The organism is Cloacibacillus porcorum (assembly GCF_001701045.1).
In the GTDB taxonomy this organism is placed as follows: Bacteria; Synergistota; Synergistia; order Synergistales; family Synergistaceae; genus Cloacibacillus; species Cloacibacillus porcorum.
In genome coordinates, this window is the sequence record NZ_CP016757.1 from 1,352,609 (window position 1) to 1,372,021 (window position 19,413).

The window sequence follows — 19,413 nt, forward strand, 5'->3', positions numbered from 1 at the left end:
CTTCTTTGCCGCCTCTCGGGCGTTTTTAATTGGCGAAAGAGACGTTCCCGCTTTGCGGAACATCTGTAATTTTATCGGAGTTACCACCCTGTACCGCGAAATTTTCTACGAAAGTATGGACTGCGAATGGCGGATAATAAACGGCACTTTATACATAACACCGATATTGGACAGAATTTTTTGATCGACAGAGGCGTGGTCGAATTTATATTGAAGCGGTCGGCGCCGACGGCGGAGGATGTGGTGCTGGAGATCGGACCCGGCGACGGCGTCCTCACGCGCGGCCTGCTTTCGACACCGCTTAAGGCGCTCTATTCCGTCGAGGTGGACGAACGGTTACGCGAGGGGCTCGATAAGATCGCCGCGCGCGACGGGCGCTGCACCTGTTTTTGGGGCGACGCGGTGCAGTTCGACTACGTGCGCGCGCTGCCGGAGCCGCCGACCAAGATCATCGCAAACCTGCCCTACCATATAACGACGCCGCTGATGTGGGCCTTCCTCGAACAGCTGGTCCCCGCGAAGACGGATTACATGCTGCTGATGGTGCAGCTTGAATCGGCGGAGCGCATCGCATCGCCCGCCGGACACCGCGAATGTTCGCCGCTGGGGATCACCGTCGAGGCGATGGGCAGCGCCGAGATCGTGAGAAAGATCCCCCCTACGGCCTTCAACCCGCAGCCGCGTGTGAACTCCGCGCTCATCGAAATAAAGATAGAGAAAAATAGGGTGCTGGCGAACGACAGGACCTGGCGTGGGCTGCTCGCGCGCTCATTCACTCAGCGCCGCAAGACCCTCGCGAACAACTGGGCGGTCGGTTACAGCGGAAGCGGCGTGACGCGCGAAAGAGCCTTCGAGATACTGGCGGCGCACGGTTTGAAACCGACGGCGCGCGCGGAGGAACTTACGCTCGATAAATGGTTTGCGCTTGCGGAGGTCCCGGATTTTCGCCTGAAAAACAAAAACAGCGGAGAATAGGTGGATAAATATGTCATGGAATCTTAACAAAGTCATCGTCAGCCAAAACGACGGACTGCCCGTCGACTGGCGCGAAATGTCGCCCTCCGGGCGTATATTTGTCGAGATCGGCTTCGGCAACGGGGAGTTCCTCGAGTATCTTGCCCGCAGCAACCCCGAGGTGCTCATCGTTGGCATCGAGGTCTCGCAGTGGTGCGCCGCGAAGGGTGCGCGCCGGATACTCGCTGCCGGATATGAAAACGCGCGTGTGATGCACGGGGATGCCCGCTTCCTGCTGAGGCACTGTTTTGCGCCGGAGAGCGTGGAGCGCGTCTACATGAATTTCCCCTGCCCCTGGCCGAAGACGAGGCACGCCTCGCGCCGCGTCACGGTGCCATCATTCTCCGACCTGATGAACTATCTTATCAGCCCTGGCGGGAGCTTTGAGCTTGCCACCGACGTTGACTGGTACGCGCAGGAGACGGCGGAGGTGTTCTCCGTCAATCCAGCCTTCCGCGCCGACCCGGTGGAGATAAATCCAATCCGCCCCTATGTGACCAAGTACGAGCGGAAGTGGAAGGCGATGGGAAAGGATACGTGGCATCTGACGATACACAAGGATACGGAACTTACGGAAAAGCCCGAGGGAGAGGATGACTGGCCGATGGAATGTGAAGCGTCGACAAAGAAAAGCGTGAAGGAAGTTATAGATTCGCTGAAAGACTGTGAGGGCGAGGGGGTCGGCGGCAGGGGCCACTGGGTCTTCCGCGACGCCTTTCTCTCAGACGGCGGCGTCGGCCTGCTGCTGGTGATCACGGCTGACGAGGGATTTGAACAGCACTTCTACCTCAAGGTGATCCCAAACCCGCGCGGCGTTACGATAAAGGTCGACTCGGTGGGGCATCCATACCGGACGCCCGCGATGAGGGCGGCGCTGCTTAAGGCGTTAGCCGCCGCGGAGCAGCAGTAACCCTTCCTTAAAACTTATTGATATACAAATTAAAGAGAGGGCGCGTCACCGAGGCTGTGCCCTCTCTTTTTCTTTATTCTTATCATTCTATCTATTTTTTGAGCAGCCGCCTGCCTGTGTACAGGATGGTGACGATCCACGGCAGAAAGGCGACGACGTTCAGCGTAGCCTGCAGCCCGACGATATCGGCGATAACGCCTACGGGAGTGACGAAGAGATTTGCGATCCCCCATGAGACTCCGTTGGAGAGCGAACTTACCATACTGCGGGAATCTGGGCAGCGCCTCTGGGCCATCGCGGTCGTGACCGGCGTGCTGGCCTGCAAAAAGGCGAACCCCACCATCAACGAAATCAGACAGAGGAGGCTTGAATCATGAAGGCCGACGATGAGAAAGACGGGAGAGATTGCGAGCGCCCCAAAAAGCACCCTTTCGTCGCCGATCACATCGGCGAGCTTTCCTCCCGCCACGCCCGCTAGCGTAGCCGAGAGCGTGGCGGCGAAAAGCGTCATGCCGCCCATCGCGATGCTGCTGCCGCGCGTGATGAGAAGCGTCGGCAGGAATATTTTGATCGACTGGAAAACGGCGTCGCGCACACTTGTTATTGAGACGATCCATCCGACCTTGGAGATCAGATAGCGCAGATTTTCAAAGAAATGCTGACGGGGTCTGGCGCTCATCTCCAGTAACTCATCCTCCGTGCGCGCCTCCATGTGCCGCCAGAGATAGAGGCAGATAAGCGCTACTGCGGGAATGACGGCGATGGGAAAAAGGGGTTTGCCCAGCATCGAAATCATGAAGACGACATATATCGGCCCGACGGCGCTGCCGAAGCTGCCGCTGGCCTGAAAGAGCGAAAGATAAAAGGCGAGGGCGTTTCCGCCGGCCGCCGCGCCGCACCTGCCGGTACCCTGCGGATGAAAGAGCGACGTTCCCACGCTCATCATGCCGACAAAGATAAAGGAGGTACCGTAACTCGGAGCCAGAGGCAGTAAAGAGGCTCCTATTACCGACAGCAGCGGCCCCCATACCGCGAACCAGGGACGCCGCAGCTTATCCGCGATAAAGCCGAACATCGGCTGCCCGAATATATTCGTGAGGCCGAAGAGGGCGTTGAGAAAACCTGCCTGACTCATCGTCAGAGAGATAGACTTTGCGAGCATCGGGATCACCGTGGGCAGGGCCGTAGAATGCATATCGTTCAGACCGTGCAGGAAAATCACGCCGAAAAGGGTTTTTTTATCTTGTGCCGAAATGGGAGAGTTCGTACGCTTGGTGCTCATAATGTAAAAATTCCTCCAATATCTCTATGTACAGTGAACATGTTCACTATTATACTCTTTGCATGAGCCGTTGTGGGGGGATGACCGTGAAAGAAATGAGACCGACGACCGGCAAGGTGATGCTGGCGCTCTTCAATATACTGGGAAACATCCACGGCAGGAGCTTCCTCGACCTCTTCTCCGGCAGCGGCCAGATGGCGCTGGCGGCGGCGAAAAAGGGTGCGGAGCCGGTGGTCTCCGTCGAATCCGAGCGGAAGCGCCACGCGGAGATCGTGAAAAAGGCGCCGCCCTCCGTGAAATGTCTCTGCTTTGACGTGCGGCGCGCCGTTGCGCGCTTTGCGAAAAACGGTGAAGAATTCGATATAATATTTGCCGACCCGCCCTACAGTTTGGGCTGGGGAGAGGAATTTCCCAAGCTGATGGCGGCGAACGAGAGGATCTTAGCGCCAGGCGGCGTTATAATCTTTGAACATTCCGAAGAGGAAGAGCCCGCCGCGATGGACGAAACGAAGTGGGAGCGCGAGGACAGAAGATACGGAGGCACAGTGCTCAGCTTCTACAGCAGGAGGAATAATGATGATTAGGGCTGTATATCCCGGGTCTTTCGACCCGATAACCAACGGACACATATACATCTCCGAACGGGCCGCGGCGCTCTTTGACGAGCTTATCGTCGCCGTGCTCGTAAACCCGGAGAAACGCTCCACCTTCAGCGAGGAGGAGCGGCAGATCATGGCGCGCGAGGCGCTTGTGCATCTGCCGAACGTCAAGGTCAAATACTTCAACGGCCTGCTGGTCGACTTTATGCGCCAGCAGCAGAGCCGCATCATCATCCGCGGCCTGCGCGCCCTCTCCGACTTTGAGTATGAATTTCAGCTCGCGCAGATGAACCGGCAGCTCGCTCCCGAGATAGAGACATTTTTCATCGTAACCGACGCGAAATACTCCTACCTCTCCAGCCGCGCGATAAAAGACGCCTTCCAGTTCGGCGGCGCGGTGCGCGACATGGTTCCCCCCGGGGTCTACCGCCGGCTGCGCGAGAGGATACCGCCGCGGAATTTGTAATGAACATTTAAAAATAAAAAAACTACAGACGAGGCTCGCACTGTGCGCGAATCTCGTCTGTCTGTTTTTGACGTATCGATTCCTGATTTAGTCTGCATACCGTAGATGATATGTTGCCAGGCAGCTCAGCGTACATATATTACTGCCATGTTTTACTCTCATTATTACGGTTGTTTATACCATTATTATCTGTCTTTTATGTTCCTCTCCAAAACGTCCGTTAGGTATCAGCTCTTCCCATAATTCGCAGGCCAGCGATTCATAGCGCGCGGTCTCCGCGGCGTACCGCGAAAGCCGCGCCGCCTTGCCGTATGTCGTCACGACAGGCAGCGCCGCGCCCTCCCGCATCTTGTGGAGCAGCCGCCGCCCCGTTTCGTTCATCCCAAGAACGCGGATATACGGTGGTCCGAGGCGCTGGGCGGCGCGGTTCGTCCAGTGGCCGAGTCCTAATAGCGTGTGTATCGCAGAGCGCCTGATGCGTCCCGCTGGGTAACGTTTGGAGGTGCAGGCCCCGCACCATTCGGCGAAGCTATTTGCCTCTCTTGCCGCCTCGCGCATTCTGTATTCGAGTCCCTCGCTGATCTCCGCGTATTTTGCCAGCTCTTCAGGGCCCGTCCGCAGCAGCAGGGCGCGCAGCAGCCTCCAGAATGTGTTATGGCCGACGCAGGCGCGGCCATCTTTCAGCGCGTCTGCGAGAATATCCTTCGCCGGCGGCGGTATGTGTGAAAGCGCCGCCTCTTGTTCACCGGCTCTCAGCGCCGCGCGTATTGCCGTGGCGCTGGCAAACTCTTCGAGCTCCGTGCTGTTGTAGGCCGCGCCAAGGCGTTTGAGCGGCACGGCGCGCATGCCGTAGCTTTTTTCCTTTATCCTCTTTATATATGAAAGCGCCAGCGTGTTGTTGCTGCCAGCCAGCAGCGCGGCGCTTCCGGGCAGCATCTCTTCCGTCGCGCGCGCGCGCGCCTCAACATAGGAGAGGCCGCACGCCAGATGTTTTTTTAGTAATGGCTTGAAAGGTTCGGGTTCTTTTAGTAGAATATCAACAATACTGTCCACAAGGCAGTCTGGATTCTCCGCGCCGAACGAAAGGTGCGTCACTACGCCGGTTGCGGCGAGTATGTCCACGGCGGCGTTTGCGAAGACGCCAGCGTTATGCGAGGAGAATATCACGGGCAGCTCGATAACGAGATCGACGCCGCAGCGGAGGGCGGCCTCCGCTCTTGTCCATTTATCCAGCAGGGCCGGTTCGCCGCGCTGGACGAAATCGGAGGAGAGAACGATGGCCACGGCCTCGGCGGAGCAGAGCTCGCGGGCCTTTTTTATGTGATAGAGGTGCCCCTTGTGGAGCGGGTTATATTCGGCAACAATCCCGGCGACGGGGTAGAGCATAGAGATTCACCGTCCTTTACTGTGCATTAGGATACCATAAAGGGGCGGTACAATCAGATTAAGGGAGGCAATTCGGTTCTAATGAAAATTCTTGTTCTCAATTGCGGCAGCTCGTCTTTGAAGTATCAGCTCATCGAAATGGACGGCGAAAAGGTCCTTGCGAAGGGGCTCGTCGAGCGTATCGGTATCGAAGGCTCGCGCATCAAGCACACCAAGACCGGTATGGACGCGGTAACGCGCGAAGTTCCGTTCCCCAACCATTCGGCGGCCATCAAATACGTTCTCGACATCCTCGTCGATCCTGAGCTCGGCGTGCTCAAGAACCTCGACGAGCTTTACGCGACGGGCCACCGTATAGTCCACGGCGGCGAAAAATTCACCAAGTCGGTGCTCGTCACGCCGGAAGTCGTCAAGGGCATCGAAGAGGTCATTCCCCTCGCGCCGCTTCACAATCCTGCCAACCTTCAGGGACTCAAGGCCGTCATGGACGTCCTTCCCGGAAAGCCGAACGTCGTCGTCTTCGACACCGCCTTCCATCAGACGATGCCGCCGAAGGCCTTCATCTACGGTACTCCCTATGACTGCTATGAGAAAGACCGCGTCCGCCGCTACGGTTTCCATGGCACCAGCCACGGTTATGTGGCGCACCGCGCCGCGGAGATCCTCGGCAAGGACATCAAAGACCTTAAGATAATCACCTGCCATCTCGGCAATGGCAGCTCGATCACCGCGGTAGACGGCGGCAAATCGGTCGACACATCGATGGGCTACGGTACGGCGGAGGGCGTCCTGATGGGCACCAGAAGCGGCAATATCGACCCCTCGGTCATGATATACCTCATGGAGCGTTACGGCGACGCGCAGAAGGTCAGCGACATCGTCCACAAGCAGGCGGGGCTCCTCGGCGTCTCCGGCATCTCCAGCGACCTGCGCGACGTTGAAGAGGCGGCGGCCAACGGCAACGAGCGTGCGAAGATCGCGCAGGATATCCTCATCACCGGCGTGAAAAAGTATATCGGTTCCTTCGCGGCCGAGATGGGCGGCGTGGATGTAGTTGTCTTCACCGCCGGCATCGGCGAGAACGGCATCGGTTTCCGTAAAGAGGTCTGCGAGCAGATGGAATTCATGGGCATCAAGATTGATCCTGAGAAGAACAACTGCCGCGGCAAAGAGGTAATCTTCAGCACGCCAGATTCGAAGGTTACTGTGATGGTCGTCCCGACGGACGAGGAGATGGCGATCGCGCGCGACACCAAGAGATGCGCGGAGGAAGCGAAGTAAGAAAATAATGGAAAAATATCTGGAAGAGGCTCCCAAAAGCTGGAAGTACCGGCTCGTACTCGCCGCCGTTCCCAAAGACGGCGCTCCGTACGAGGACAGCTTTTCTGTGCATATTGACAGGCCGGTGAGCTACTGGGACCAGATATACACATTCCTCTCCGACCCGCAGGTGCGGGTGGATGCTTACCGTTCGGAGGGGCGCGTGCTTGTCACCGTCTCCCTTCGGACGGAGGTCAGCGTGCCCTGCGCGCGCTGCCTTGAGCCTGCCCGTACCGAGGTTGGCGGAGAGCTGCGGTACATTTTCTCCCTGCGCCGCGACGAGCAGCAGCGGGAAAAGGCGGAGGAAAGCAAAGACGGAGAAGAGGAGATCATCATCCTTGATTCATGGGAGGACGAGATCGATCTGGGACAGCTCATCTGGGAGGTCCTCATCACCGCGCTGCCCGGCGCGGTCCTCTGCTCGCCGGACTGCCTGGGGTTATGTCCCCAGTGCGGCGCGAACCTCAACCTGGGGCCCTGCGGATGCAAAAAGGAGAGCCGCGACCCGCGCTTCGATGTTTTGAGAAATTTTGTGGAAGATAGCGGTAAATAGTACTGCAAAAAAACGAAATTAGTGATAGAATTGTCCAGTTGGAAAAGTGTTCCGACTGAGTTTTTAGTGATTACTGGTTAAACCGCTTTCGTCTCGTCTGATGTTCGGCGCTTATTTTGCTGAGTTAGACGTTATTGCCGTCAAGGTTTCGGCTGGGGCGAAGCGTATAATCAATACGTTGTAGCCACCGGCGGAACTGCCTGTGACGCGGTAAGTGAGATAGAAAATCTTTGATTTTCATAATTGAACTTAGTTTGTTCATCAAGGGCGCATATAATCAGTGGCTTATTTTAAGGGGGGAATAGAAGATGGCAACACCTAAGAGGCGAGTATCCCATGCCCGCACACACAACCGTAAGGCACATTGGCTCGGTGAGCTCGAGGCCCCCAGCCTTACGGCCTGTAAGCATTGCGGCGAAATGATCCAGACCTACCGCGCCTGCCCGGCGTGCGGCTACTATAAAGGCCGCCAGGTCGTCAAGATCGCTGAAGAAAAGACGACAGATTAAATTCGCCTGCCGCCGTGTTTTAGCGCGGCGGAGCGGCGGCTTTCTGTTTGACAGCCAAAGACGGGACGGCGGCCAGCCGTCCCGATTTTTGTCTGGTTTTCCTTCGGTCTTAATTGCCGCTGTGAAACGGTTGGACCCGAGTGGAAAATGTATGGCTTTATCGCCATGTTCGCCGCGCGGATGAAAACTGTGGCCGAAGGGACAGGCGTTTTTTATTTGCCGCGCCCTCATGTTTTTATCAGGAAGTACAACGGTTTTCGGCGTTAACGAAAATATAGAAAACTTTCATAAAAGAAATGCCACATACTCCGTAAATTATAAAATTTCCTATTGACAACAATCCTAAGATATAATATCTTGTCTGGTGTTATGACCAGCTCTTAATTGAGCGGTAGATTTTATAAGTTTATTGATTAAAGCTGTTTCTTTAAGGAGAAGCAAATGCGTTCGGAAGGCAGAAAACAGAGGCACAGGCAGCTTATAAAACTAATAGAGTCAAATCCTCTGATGACGGACGAGGAGATATCCTCGGCGCTTGGCGTCAGTTTAAGCACCGTGCGCCTCGATCGGGTGTTGCTTGCGATTCCCGAGCTGCGCGAGCGGATGCGATCAATGGCGGAGCATGCCACAAGCCGCCTGAAATCGCTCTGCGCGGATGAGGTAGTGGGGGAGCTTGTAGGGCTTGAGCCAAATAAATGGGCCCTTTCAATGCTCTCGACGAATCCGGAGATGGCCTTTCGGCAGACGGAGATGGTCAGCGACTACTATATCTACGCGCAGGCCGCGCTGCTGGCGATCGCGACGATAGACGCGGAAATGGTTGTCATTGCGACGGCGCGCCTCAAATATTGCCAGCCCGCCTACTTGGGAGACAAGATCATCGCCCGCTCGAAGGTCGGCACGCATAAGGGAAACAAATATGTCGTCAGCGTCCATTCGCGCAGCGGCGATAGGGAGATATTTGTCGGACGCTTTGTGGTCGCCGCGATAGACGCTCACAATAACGAAAAATTGGGGGACGAAATATGCTGATAGCACTGGATGCAATGGGCGGAGACCACGCGCCCGAGGAACCGTGCAAAGGCGCGATTCTTGCCTGCAGAGAAAAGCCTCACCTCTCGATCGCGCTTGTAGGCGACAGCGAAAAGATAAAGCCGCTCATTGAAAAGGCGGAGAGAAACGTACGTTCCAGGCTTAATATTGTTCATACCGACGAGGTGATAAGCGGCAGCGACTCTCCCTCCCTTTCGATCAGGAGGAAGAAAAACTCCAGCCTCGTAGTAGGGTTTGAAATGGTCCGCTCCAAGGAGGCCGACGGCATCGTCTCCTCCGGCAACACAGGAGCGATCGCGGCGGGCGCGGTGCTCCTTCTCGGGCGCATTCCGGGAATAGACCGCCCGGGGCTTGGCGCGGTGTTACCGGTGCTCAATCGTTCAACGCTGCTTATGGACGTCGGCGGAACGGTACGCTGCAAGCCGATCAACCTGCTGCAGTTTGCGCAGATGGGTTCCATATATATGAAGCTTTTTCAGAATGTTGAAAATCCCTCCATTCGCCTGCTCAGCAACGGCGAGGAGATGACGAAGGGAGACGACGTTATCTCCGCGGCGCGGGAGCTGATAGAGTCCAGCAGCCTTAACTTCCAGGGATACGCGGAGGGCAAGGATATCCCTAACGGCGTATCCGACGTCGTAATCTGCGATGGCTTCACAGGCAACGTGATAATAAAGTTCGGCGAGGGGCTCGGAGAGCTGTTGAAGAGCCAATTTAAAGAGGAATATATACATCACACACTGCCGAAAATAGGACTTTTCTTTATGTGGCCCGCGATGAAACGAGTGATGGGCCGTTTTGACTGGGAGAAATACGGCGGCTCCCCAGTGCTCGGCGTAAACGGAAGCGTTGTCAAGGTACACGGACGCTCCAAAGCAAACGCCATAGCGCATGCCCTTACGGGAGCGGCCAATTTTATAGAACGCAACGGTGTTGACAGAATAAGAGAAGAGATAGCGCGAGGAGTACAAAATGGCAATAATTAACGGATATCCCGTGAAGATCGCGGGAACCGGGAAATATATCCCGGAAAAGGTAATGACTAATTTTGATTTTGAGAAGTTCCTTGACACCAGCGACGAATGGATACAGAGCCGCACCGGCATCAAGAAGCGTCACATCGCCGCGGATGATGAAAGATGCAGCGACCTTGCCTATAAGGCTGGGCTGGCGGCGCTGGCGGATGCAGGGCTGCAGCCGGACGATCTGGACCTTATAATTGTCGCTACGGATACGCCCGACACCTATTGTCCATGTACCTCGGCTAAGGTGCAGGGCAAGCTGGGCGCTAATAATGCTGGTGCCTACGATGTCCTGGCCGGTTGTACGGGCAGCCTCACAGCGATGCTGACGGCGATCGGCGGTGTCGCGAGCGGCGTCTGGAACAACGTGCTCGTCATTGGCGCGGAAGATTTTGCAAGTGTCCTTGACTGGAATGACCGTTCGACCTGTATTCTCTTCGGCGACGGCGCGGGCGCGTGCATCCTTACGCGTTCGGAGGAGGGCGGTCCCCGCTTTGTCTCCGGCGAAATAGTGGCCGACGGCAACAAATACGACTTGATAACGATAGACAAAGAAGAAGGTACCCCCTCGCCGGTGCTGCGTATGAAAGGTTCCGAAGTGTTCCGTTTCGTCAATACACACCTGCCGCCTTTCCTCAAGAACTTCTGTGAAAAATCAGGGGTAACTCCGGCGGAGGTGGATTTCTGGGTGCTGCATCAGGCCAACACGCGGATCATCGACGGACTCTTCAAGCGTCTCGGCGTTTCCACCGACCGTACCCTCGTCAATTTGGAAAATTATGGAAATACATCCGCCGCCTCTCTGGTAGTGACCCTTGATGAATCGATGAAAGAGGGCCGCATAAAGAGAGGGGAGAAGGTAATGTTTACTGCCTTCGGCGCGGGGATGACCCTGGGAGCGCTGCTCTACGAGGCGTAAGGAGAGATACGATGTTTGAACAAAACCCGGTAACGAACCTGCTGAAAATCAAATATCCCATCATACAGGGCGGAATGGCCTGGGTCGCGGACGCGGACCTCGCCGCGGCGGTCAGCAACGGCGGCGGTCTTGGGATAATCGCCGCGGCTAACATGCCCGCCGACCTTCTTGAGCAGCAGCTGATAAAGATCAGGACTCTGACCGACAAGCCCTTCGGACTTAACATCATGCTGCTGTCGCCCACTGCCGACGACGCGCTGGAGCTTGCCGCCAAACACGGCGTTCCAGTAGTGACGACAGGCGCGGGAATGCCCGGCAAGGTGCTTGACAAGCTCAAGCCGCTCGGCACGACCGTCATTCCCGTCGTCGCCTCCGTCTCGCATGCCGAGCGCATCGCCAAGCAGGGCGCGGATGCGGTGATCGCCGAGGGCATGGAGGCGGGCGGACATATAGGCGAGATCACGACGATGAACCTTGTGCCGCAGATCGCGGACGCCGTGAATCTCCCCGTGATCGCTGCGGGCGGCATCGCGGACGGACGCGGCGCGGCGGCGGCCTTTGTGCTCGGAGCCACGGGCGTTCAGATGGGGACGCGCTTTGTCTGCGCCGAAGAGTGCAACGTGCACATAAATTATAAACAAAAAATAGCCAAGGCCAACGACCGTGCCACCGCGGTGACGGGACGCTCCCTTGGACATCCTGTGCGCGCGATAAAAAACAAATTCATTAAGCAGTACGAAGAGCTTGAAAAGAGGGGCGCCTCCGCGGAAGAGCTGGAGGCACTCGGTGCTGGAAAGCTGCGCCTTGCCGTCGTCGAGGGGGATACCGAGATGGGTTCCCTGATGGCGGGACAGTCCGCGGGACTTGTCCATGCCATCGAACCGGCGGCTGTCATTATAGAGAGCGTTATCTCTCAGATGAACAACATTCTTTCAGAAATGGCGAGGTATAACAGATGAAATATGCCATGATATTCCCCGGCCAGGGCGCCCAGCGTCCCGGAATGGGAAAGGATATTTACGAACGATACATCTCGGCGAAGAGAATCTTTGACGAAGCAGACGAAGCGCTTGGATTTTCGCTCAGCGACATCATATTCAACGGCACTCCTGAAGAGCTGGCCCACACCGAGATTACCCAGCCGGCGATCCTCACCGTCAGCGTAGCGATGTTCAGGGCGCTTGAGCAGGAGCTCGGTACCGCCGTAGAACCCTCCTGCATGGCTGGGCACAGCCTGGGCGAATACACGGCGCTCGTAGCCTCCGGCGCGCTCTCGCTGGCGGACGGCGTGCGCCTCGTGCACAAACGCGGCGGCCTTATGCAGGACGCCGTTCCGCTTGGAGTTGGCTCTATGGCGGCCATCATCGGGATGGAACTCTCCGACGTCAGCGCCATCTGCGCCGAAGCGGCGAAGGGTGAGGTCTGCCAGGCGGCGAACATCAACTCGCCGACACAGATCGTCATCTCCGGCCATGCCGGAGCGGTGGCCCGCGCGGTCTCCCTCATCGAGCAGAAATACACCGCCAAAGTGGTGCCGCTGCGGGTAAGCGCTCCCTTCCACTGCGACCTGATGCGTCCGGTGGCGGATAAGCTCAAAGAGGCGTTCAAGAGCATTGAGTGGCACGAACCGAAGTTCCCCATCATCGCGAACGTGAACGCCCGCCCGGTGCAGAAGATCCCAGCCGTGCGCGAAGCCCTCTACAACCAGACCTTCTCGCCCGTAATGTGGTCGCAGTCTGTTCTTGAGATGGAGGGCGAGGGTGTCGAGGGATATATCGAACTTGGCCCTGGCAGCGTCCTCTCAGGACTTGTGAGAAAGATATGCAAAGGCAAGCGTCCCTATGCGGTGTCAACCTCAGAAGAGCTCATGATCGCCGCCGACTACCTTAGAGGCATGAACAATGGATAAGAGAGTAGCGCTGGTGACCGGAGCAGGGCGCGGCATAGGCCGTGCCATCGCCCTGGAGCTTGCGAAGAACGGCTGTTCCGTGGCCGTTAACTACAGCAGTTCCGAGGGCCCCGCGAACGAAGTCGCCGCCGAAATAAGGGCGATGGGATGCGAGGCGGTGGCCGTCAAGGCCAACGTAGGCGACGCCGCCGAGGTCAAAGAGATGTTCAAGACGGTGGCGGAACAGCTGGGTGCCGTGAACATCCTGGTCTGCAACGCGGGCATCACGAGGGACAACCTCCTCATGCGCATGAAGGAAGCTGAATGGAGCGACGTGATAGACACCGACCTCAACTCATTATTCTACTGCGCAAAAGAGGCGGTGCGTCCGATGCTTAAGGGGCGCTGGGGGCGCATCATCGCCATCACCTCCGTAAACGCGCTGCGCGGAAGCGCGGGGCAGTGCAACTACGCGGCGGCGAAGGCTGGCATGATCGGCTTCATAAAGAGCCTTGCGCGTGAAGTTGCCGCCAAAGGCATCACCGCCAACGCGATAGCGCCGGGATTCATCGATACGGACATGACCTCCGTGCTCTCGGACGAACTAAAAGAAAAATTTGTCGAATCGATACCGGCGGGCCGTGTGGGAACGCCGCAGGATGTGGCGGGGGCCGTCGCCTTCCTGGCCTCTGAAAACGCCTCATACATACAGGGACAGGTCATAGCGGTTGACGGCGGCATTACAATGTAGTAAAACGGTTATAAAGCCATAATAGGCTTTTGACATAAACAAAAAAATCAGAGAACGAATACTCGTAAAGGAGAGATATGCTATGAAAATGGAAGAAGTACAGAGCAAACTTAAGGAAATCGTAATGGACCGCCTTAACGCGGAAGAGGACCAGATCAAGCCGGAAGCCTCGTTTGTTGAAGACCTCGGCGCCGACTCGCTCGATATCGTCGAGCTCATCATGGGAATCGAAGAAGAATTTGACATCGAGATCCCCGATGAGGACGCCGAAAAGCTGACGACCGTCGGCGAGGCGATGGAATACGTTAAGACGAAGCTTGCAGTCGAAGACTAAGAAAAGCATTGGGGGACTGCTCTGTAGTCCCCCCTCTTACTCAGGAGGGAGCCTATGACACCAATGAACAACAGAAGAGTGGTAATCACAGGTTGCGGTGCTGTCACCCCAATCGGAATCGGAAAAGAAGCATTCTGGAATGCCCTTGAGCGCGGGGAAAACGGCGCCGATTTCATCACATTATTCGATACAGCCCAGCATACCACGAAAATAGCCGCCGAAGTAAAAGATTTCAATCCGGAAAATTGGCTGGATAAAAAAGAGGTTCGCCGTACAGACCGTGTCATTCATTTCGCGGCGGCGGCGGCAGACCTGGCGGTGGAAGATTCAGGACTTGACATAGAAAAACTTGATAAAAATCTGTTCGGCGTCTACGTTGGCAGCGGAGAGGGCGGCATCCATACGCTCGAAGAAAACTCCCGCGTACTCTACGAAAAAGGTCCCAACAGGGTCAGCCCCTTCATGGTGCCGATGATGATCACTAACATGCCAGCGGCCTACATCGCCATCCGCTTTGGCGCTAAAGGGCCGAACATGGCAGTCGTTACCGCCTGCGCGAGCTCGATAAACAGCATGGGCGAGGCCTACAACTGCATCGCGCGCGGCGACGCCGACGTGATGCTCACAGGCGGCGCGGAGGCGGCCGTATCGCCGCTTGCCACAGCCGGATTTGCCTCGCTTAAAGCCCTTTCGAACAGAAACGATGATCCCAAGCATGCCTCGCGCCCCTTCGACGCGGAGCGCGACGGTTTTGTGATCGGCGAGGGTGCGGGAATACTTGTTTTTGAAGAATATGAGCACGCCAAGGCCCGCGGCGCGCATATATACGCCGAAGTGACCGGCTACGGCCTTTCATGCGACGCGCACCACATCACCGCCCCAGATCCCGACGGCGACGGAGCATACCGCGCAATGGCGATGGCCGTCAAAAAATCGGGCTGGCAGCCTGAGGAAATAGACCTCATAAATGCTCACGGCACCTCAACGCCGCTCAACGACAAAATGGAAACGATGGCGATCAAACGCCTGCTGGGCGAAGATAACGCGAAAAAAGTTCTTGTCCACTCTACGAAATCGATGGTCGGCCATGCGCTTGGCGCCGCCGGGGCCATCGAGACGATCGCTACGCTCCTTGCGATAGACAAAGGCATAGTCCATCCGACGATAAACCAGATAACGCCCGATCCTGACTGTGACCTCAACACCGTTCCCAACAAAGCGGCAGAGGCCAAGGTCGACCGGGCGATAATAAATAATTTCGGCTTCGGCGGACACAACGGAGTACTTGCCATCCAGAGCTGTAAAGACTGATAATGAAGACAGACAAAGGGCGCGAAGAACTTCTTCGCGCCTTTCAAAAAAAACTGCGCTACCAGTTCAACAATATAGACCTCCTTCAAGAGGCGCTTACCCATTCCTCCTACGCGAATGAAAACGGCGTCAAATTCAACGAGCGTCTGGAATTTCTCGGCGACGCCGTTTTAGAGCTCGTTACCTCAAACAGACTATTCCTTTCCTATCCTGACTATGACGAAGGCCAGCTCACGCGTCTGCGCGCTCAGATAGTCTGTAAAAACAGCCTGAGCCTCTGGGCCGCCGAGATGGGCATCAAAGGCCTCATTAGGATAGGCAAAAGTCTCGTAAAATCTGGGCCGACGGATTCCATTGCCGCCGACTGCGTTGAGGCGCTCTTTGGGGCGATATTTATCGACGGCGGATTTCAGAAAGCTGCCGAAGCCGTCTCAAACTTCCTGCAAACCAAGCCGGAGATATCGGGAGCTTCCGTCGTCAAAGACCCCAAGACCGAACTCCAGGAATACTTTCAGCGGCAGGGGATAGACGTGCCGCGCTACGAAATGCTGGAGCGCGTCGGTCCTGACCATGCCTCAAACTTCAAAGTGCGGCTCATGACGGGAGATAAAATCCTCGCCGAAGCCTGGGGTGCGTCGACCAAAGAGGCCGAATTTAAAGCCGCGGAAATCGCGCTGAAAAAGATACGCGAGTAGGGGATATCCCGTATGGTAGATATCCAGTGATGGAGGTTAAAAAGCCAACCGGCGGAAAACAGGGCTTCGTAATCGTCACAGTGCTTATCTTCGGCGGCGTTCTTATGATCTGCGCGTCGCTCGCCTTCCAGGCGGCAACGGCAATGTTTGAGGAAAATAATATCAGCACAGAGCGGCTAAGAATTGAAAACGCCACCGCACAAGCTTCGGCGCTGGCCGAAGAGTGGCTGCGGGTAAATATAAAAGATATCGCCAAAGGAGACTACTTCGCCATCTCCGCCGAGCCGGTAGAGAGTCCTATCTTGGACGTTCCTAAAGGTTTCTTCCAAATAATGACGGAGGAATATCCGAGTTATAACTTTTCCTGTCAGACCATAGACCTTCACTATACCGATAAATTCACCGCCTCCGCCGACAAACTGCGCATTCCGCGCATCCCGCCCGTGGAGACGCCAGGCGGCGCCATAGAGAGAGCCTACATACAAAAGGTCACCGTAACCCCAGCTAAAAACAAAAACGCCGCCTACACCTATACAAAGAGTCTGAGGGCGATAAAAGATACTTCGGGCGATATCCGCTGCATAGTTGTTGGGATAACTGACTAAATCCGGCAGTGGCGGGGTATAGTTGCTGTGTAACAAGTGACAAAAAAAGCAGTCTATGCAAATATATAAACATACATAAATATACAAATAATAATTACATTAGACTACAATTAGATAGAATAAAAGGAAAATAATATCTTAAAATAAATATATAGCATTCAAAGGTGCACAGCCGGCTACACGTTACGAAATGGCGTCGGTAGTAGCGCGCGCTCTTGTAGCGGTAGACGCTGAAAAGGCCAGCAAGCAGGACCTCGAACTCCTCAAGAAGCTCGTCATGGAATTCAAAGACGAACTCGACGCCCTCGGCGTGAAGGTCGACAAAATCGACAAGCGCGTTGCCGTTCTTGAAGATCGTCTCGGCGGATGGAAACTCTCCGGAAGCTTCAAGTTCGACGCTAACTTCAGCAGCGACGACAACGATTGGTATAACGGAAATGGCGCAAGCACCGAATTCCACAAGGAATGGTTCGACCTCACCTTCAGGAAGCAGATAGAGGAGAACACGTCACTCTACGCACGTCTCCGTATGGGACAGTACGTAGCGGGTACGGGCCGCGGCGACATCAGCGGAGCCGACACTCGTTGGGATCGTATCTTTGTTGACACGAAGCTCCCCTACAACATCGACCTCCGCGTTGGACGTTTCCTGCTTGACTTCGAAGGCGACAACGGGCTCTATTGGGAATATGACGCTAACCCGATCTACGGCAGCTATCGCGCAGACGGATTCCAGCTTCGTAAGGCGTGGAACAACTTCACCGCTACGGCTGTTATCGGACGTAACTTCAGCGGCGGCTATGACTACACGAACAATGTTGGCGACTACATGGGTTATATCCTCGACCTCAACTGGAAGCCCAACGAGAAGTTCATGCTTGGCGCGACCGGTTACTGGAATGTCGGCGACGCTGGTATAGCAGATGTTGACGATCTTGACGTAAATAATTACGCTATCTACGCCGGATTTAAGTTCACCCCGGCGATCGAACTCAAGGGTATCTACTACTTCCAGAATCTTGGCGATCAGTGGGCAGTAATGGAAGACAGCCCGAAGGCATGGAAAGCGGTCCTCGACGTGAAGCAGGAAGCTCTCAAGTTCACCAGCCTCTGGCTCCAGTACGAGCAGGTCGACAACTCCTTCATGGGACTCAACCAGCAGAACAACATGGACTGGGGTGTAGTTCCCTCAATCTCCGACAACAGGCCGATCGGTGCTGACAGCACAACGAAGCTTTGGATGGTCGGCGCGACTCAGCAGTGGAACGATAAGTGGAGCACATTCCTCAAGTACGCTCAGGCTGACTATGATGAGGACGTTCTTGATGACGCGAAGAACTACACGATCGGCGTGAACTACCAGTACACACCGGCGGTGGCCTTCCAGCTCACCTATGACCATATCGACTACGGTGACAACAATCCTCTCGGATTCTACAGCGGAGACAACCACGTGGTTAAGTTCCGTACGACAGTCAATTTCTAATCTGACTCAACACTTGAAACAGAGACCCGTAAGGGTCTCTGTTTTTTACGTCTTTTTACTTAATTCTTATGTTTAATTGGCAGAAGGCGGTATTTTTAATGAAAAATAAATACGTTCTTTTGCTTAGGTCTTAAGGTTCATTTTATTTTACAGAATTATCAAATATTAATTGTTGATATTTTCCTCTAAAAGGAGGCGGTAATTTTAAGGAAGACATATTGCGTCTTTTTACTTAGGTCTTATGGTTCATTTTATTTTGAAGAGTTATTAAATATTGATTGTTGATATTCCCTCTTCAAAAGGAGGGGGTATTTTTAAGGAAAATTTAACACGTCTTTTTGCTTAGGCCTTATAGTTCGTCTTATTTCGCGGATTTATCAAATATAAATCACCGATACTTAAAAACAGGAGGCAACAATTTTGAGGAGAAATATAATTGGGCTTTTGATGTTCGTCTGTCTGATCACCGCTTTTGCGGCCACAGCAAATGCCGCAGCCACAGACCAGGTCCTTTCAAGATGGGAGAAAAAGACAAGGCTGCTTGACAGGGAGGACCAGGTTTCAAATCTCGAGATAAAGGCTACCTATTATTCGACAGAGTATATCGAAGCTCTGGTGCAGAGCGAAGCTAATAAAAACCTCTGGACACAACAGGAGGCCGACGAATATAAATACCGGCTGCTGAATACCCTGCATTTGGAAGAGATGATCCCTATCCGTATAGAGTTCATGAACAACGGACCCAGCATGCACCTTGGCCCCTTTGACGTCATGGCCAAGCTGATGATCGGCAGTAAAGAATATAAGATGGCCGATTACGACAAGAGGTTCAACTTCAGATTCCAGGGAGAAAAAGAGGGGCTCGTCTTCTTCAACAGATATGACGAGAAGACAGGAAAGGATCTCCTTAAAGGCGTAAAACAGGTAAAACTCATATTCTCGCCGACGATAAGCCCAATAACCGACGGCAGGCGTACGGAGTTTATTTGGGATATCGCAAATGACGATCCGAACAAACTCTTCCAGGGCAGGGCCGCCGCGAAGTATGAGACTGACCGTCTGCTGAAGCGTCTTGAAAAGCTGCGCGCTGATAAGGCGGAAGAGGCGAAGAAGATGGCGGCGATAGACAGCGAGATATCAACTATACAGGCAAGATTGGACGAACTGGCGGCGATTCAGTGATAGAACCATCCCGGTAGAAAAAAGCCCGAGCATAACGCTCGGGCTTTTTTCTACCCTATTATATATAGAAGGTTTTATATCAAATATTTATCATAACAGTATCATCAAGATAAATTATGACGCGTCCA

General features: G+C 54.9%; 21 protein-coding genes. 19 read left to right on the plus strand and 2 right to left on the minus strand.

Annotated elements, in window-relative coordinates:
- Nucleotides 1-126: 126 nt before the first annotated feature.
- Both rsmA and trmB read left to right on the plus strand, forming a co-directional pair.
- Nucleotides 127-975 carry a 16S rRNA (adenine(1518)-N(6)/adenine(1519)-N(6))-dimethyltransferase RsmA gene (gene rsmA / locus BED41_RS06115; protein ID WP_066744097.1) on the plus strand — a complete coding sequence of 283 codons (849 nt, stop codon included), beginning with the start codon at nucleotides 127-129 and terminating at the stop codon, nucleotides 973-975.
- A gap of 10 nt (nucleotides 976-985) precedes the next feature.
- Nucleotides 986-1,924 (plus strand): tRNA (guanosine(46)-N7)-methyltransferase TrmB, encoded by a 939-nt coding sequence (gene trmB, locus BED41_RS06120; protein ID WP_066744099.1) that lies wholly within the window; start codon nucleotides 986-988, stop codon nucleotides 1,922-1,924.
- Between the two features lie 91 nt (nucleotides 1,925-2,015).
- Here trmB and BED41_RS06125 read toward each other — a convergent pair whose 3' ends face one another.
- The gene (locus tag BED41_RS06125; protein WP_066744101.1) at nucleotides 2,016-3,206 is read right to left on the minus strand and encodes an MFS transporter; all 1,191 of its coding nucleotides are present in this window, start codon (nucleotides 3,204-3,206) and stop codon (nucleotides 2,016-2,018) included.
- Nucleotides 3,207-3,301: 95 nt separating this feature from the next.
- On the opposite strand from BED41_RS06125, the gene BED41_RS06130 reads away from it, so the two are divergent.
- Both BED41_RS06130 and coaD read left to right on the plus strand, forming a co-directional pair.
- Nucleotides 3,302-3,790 (plus strand): RsmD family RNA methyltransferase, encoded by a 489-nt coding sequence (locus BED41_RS06130; protein WP_229712431.1) that lies wholly within the window; start codon nucleotides 3,302-3,304, stop codon nucleotides 3,788-3,790.
- The gene (coaD, locus tag BED41_RS06135; protein ID WP_066744103.1) at nucleotides 3,783-4,271 is read left to right on the plus strand and encodes a pantetheine-phosphate adenylyltransferase; all 489 of its coding nucleotides are present in this window, start codon (nucleotides 3,783-3,785) and stop codon (nucleotides 4,269-4,271) included. The genes BED41_RS06130 and coaD overlap by 8 nt, the downstream gene beginning before the upstream one ends.
- Before the next feature lie 174 nt (nucleotides 4,272-4,445).
- Here coaD and BED41_RS06140 read toward each other — a convergent pair whose 3' ends face one another.
- Nucleotides 4,446-5,657, minus strand: a complete 1,212-nt coding sequence (locus tag BED41_RS06140; RefSeq protein ID WP_066744105.1) for a tRNA(Met) cytidine acetate ligase — start codon at nucleotides 5,655-5,657, stop codon at nucleotides 4,446-4,448.
- An 81-nt stretch (nucleotides 5,658-5,738) separates the two neighbouring features.
- Between BED41_RS06140 and BED41_RS06145 the strand changes: the two genes are divergently transcribed.
- The 15 genes from BED41_RS06145 to BED41_RS06215 all read left to right on the plus strand — a co-directional run bounded on the left by BED41_RS06145 (nucleotide 5,739) and on the right by BED41_RS06215 (nucleotide 19,285).
- Nucleotides 5,739-6,938, plus strand: a complete 1,200-nt coding sequence (locus BED41_RS06145; protein ID WP_066744108.1) for an acetate/propionate family kinase — start codon at nucleotides 5,739-5,741, stop codon at nucleotides 6,936-6,938.
- Between the two features lie 7 nt (nucleotides 6,939-6,945).
- A complete protein-coding gene (locus tag BED41_RS06150) occupies nucleotides 6,946-7,530 on the plus strand; it encodes a YceD family protein (RefSeq protein ID WP_066744110.1) in 585 nt (194 codons plus the stop codon).
- A gap of 308 nt (nucleotides 7,531-7,838) precedes the next feature.
- Nucleotides 7,839-8,039: a 50S ribosomal protein L32 gene (rpmF, locus tag BED41_RS06155; protein WP_066744112.1), complete on the plus strand. Its 201-nt coding sequence runs from the start codon at nucleotides 7,839-7,841 to the stop codon at nucleotides 8,037-8,039.
- A gap of 441 nt (nucleotides 8,040-8,480) precedes the next feature.
- A complete protein-coding gene (gene fapR, locus BED41_RS06160; protein ID WP_066744114.1) occupies nucleotides 8,481-9,071 on the plus strand; it encodes a transcription factor FapR in 591 nt (196 codons plus the stop codon).
- Nucleotides 9,065-10,078: a phosphate acyltransferase PlsX gene (gene plsX, locus BED41_RS06165; RefSeq protein WP_066744116.1), complete on the plus strand. Its 1,014-nt coding sequence runs from the start codon at nucleotides 9,065-9,067 to the stop codon at nucleotides 10,076-10,078. Before fapR ends, plsX begins: the two co-directional genes overlap by 7 nt.
- The gene (locus BED41_RS06170; RefSeq protein ID WP_066744118.1) at nucleotides 10,065-11,033 is read left to right on the plus strand and encodes a beta-ketoacyl-ACP synthase III; all 969 of its coding nucleotides are present in this window, start codon (nucleotides 10,065-10,067) and stop codon (nucleotides 11,031-11,033) included. The genes plsX and BED41_RS06170 overlap by 14 nt, the downstream gene beginning before the upstream one ends.
- 11 nt (nucleotides 11,034-11,044) lie before the next feature.
- A complete protein-coding gene (gene fabK, locus BED41_RS06175) occupies nucleotides 11,045-11,992 on the plus strand; it encodes an enoyl-[acyl-carrier-protein] reductase FabK (protein ID WP_066744120.1) in 948 nt (315 codons plus the stop codon).
- Nucleotides 11,989-12,942 (plus strand): ACP S-malonyltransferase, encoded by a 954-nt coding sequence (gene fabD, locus BED41_RS06180; protein WP_066744122.1) that lies wholly within the window; start codon nucleotides 11,989-11,991, stop codon nucleotides 12,940-12,942. The genes fabK and fabD overlap by 4 nt, the downstream gene beginning before the upstream one ends.
- Nucleotides 12,935-13,672 (plus strand): 3-oxoacyl-[acyl-carrier-protein] reductase, encoded by a 738-nt coding sequence (gene fabG, locus BED41_RS06185; RefSeq protein ID WP_066744124.1) that lies wholly within the window; start codon nucleotides 12,935-12,937, stop codon nucleotides 13,670-13,672. The genes fabD and fabG overlap by 8 nt, the downstream gene beginning before the upstream one ends.
- Nucleotides 13,673-13,754: 82 nt before the next feature.
- Nucleotides 13,755-14,006 (plus strand): acyl carrier protein, encoded by a 252-nt coding sequence (gene acpP, locus BED41_RS06190; RefSeq protein WP_008711266.1) that lies wholly within the window; start codon nucleotides 13,755-13,757, stop codon nucleotides 14,004-14,006.
- A 54-nt stretch (nucleotides 14,007-14,060) separates the two neighbouring features.
- Nucleotides 14,061-15,317 (plus strand): beta-ketoacyl-ACP synthase II, encoded by a 1,257-nt coding sequence (gene fabF, locus BED41_RS06195; protein ID WP_084002285.1) that lies wholly within the window; start codon nucleotides 14,061-14,063, stop codon nucleotides 15,315-15,317.
- Nucleotides 15,318-15,319: 2 nt separating this feature from the next.
- Entirely contained in the window at nucleotides 15,320-16,012 is a 693-nt protein-coding gene (gene rnc, locus BED41_RS06200) for a ribonuclease III (RefSeq protein WP_066744128.1), read from the plus strand.
- A 26-nt stretch (nucleotides 16,013-16,038) separates the two neighbouring features.
- Nucleotides 16,039-16,617 (plus strand): hypothetical protein, encoded by a 579-nt coding sequence (locus tag BED41_RS06205; RefSeq protein ID WP_157102280.1) that lies wholly within the window; start codon nucleotides 16,039-16,041, stop codon nucleotides 16,615-16,617.
- Between the two features lie 190 nt (nucleotides 16,618-16,807).
- Nucleotides 16,808-18,103, plus strand: a complete 1,296-nt coding sequence (locus BED41_RS06210; RefSeq protein WP_066744131.1) for a porin family protein — start codon at nucleotides 16,808-16,810, stop codon at nucleotides 18,101-18,103.
- 420 nt (nucleotides 18,104-18,523) lie between these two features.
- A complete protein-coding gene (locus BED41_RS06215; RefSeq protein WP_066744134.1) occupies nucleotides 18,524-19,285 on the plus strand; it encodes a hypothetical protein in 762 nt (253 codons plus the stop codon).
- Nucleotides 19,286-19,413 lie beyond the last annotated feature (128 nt).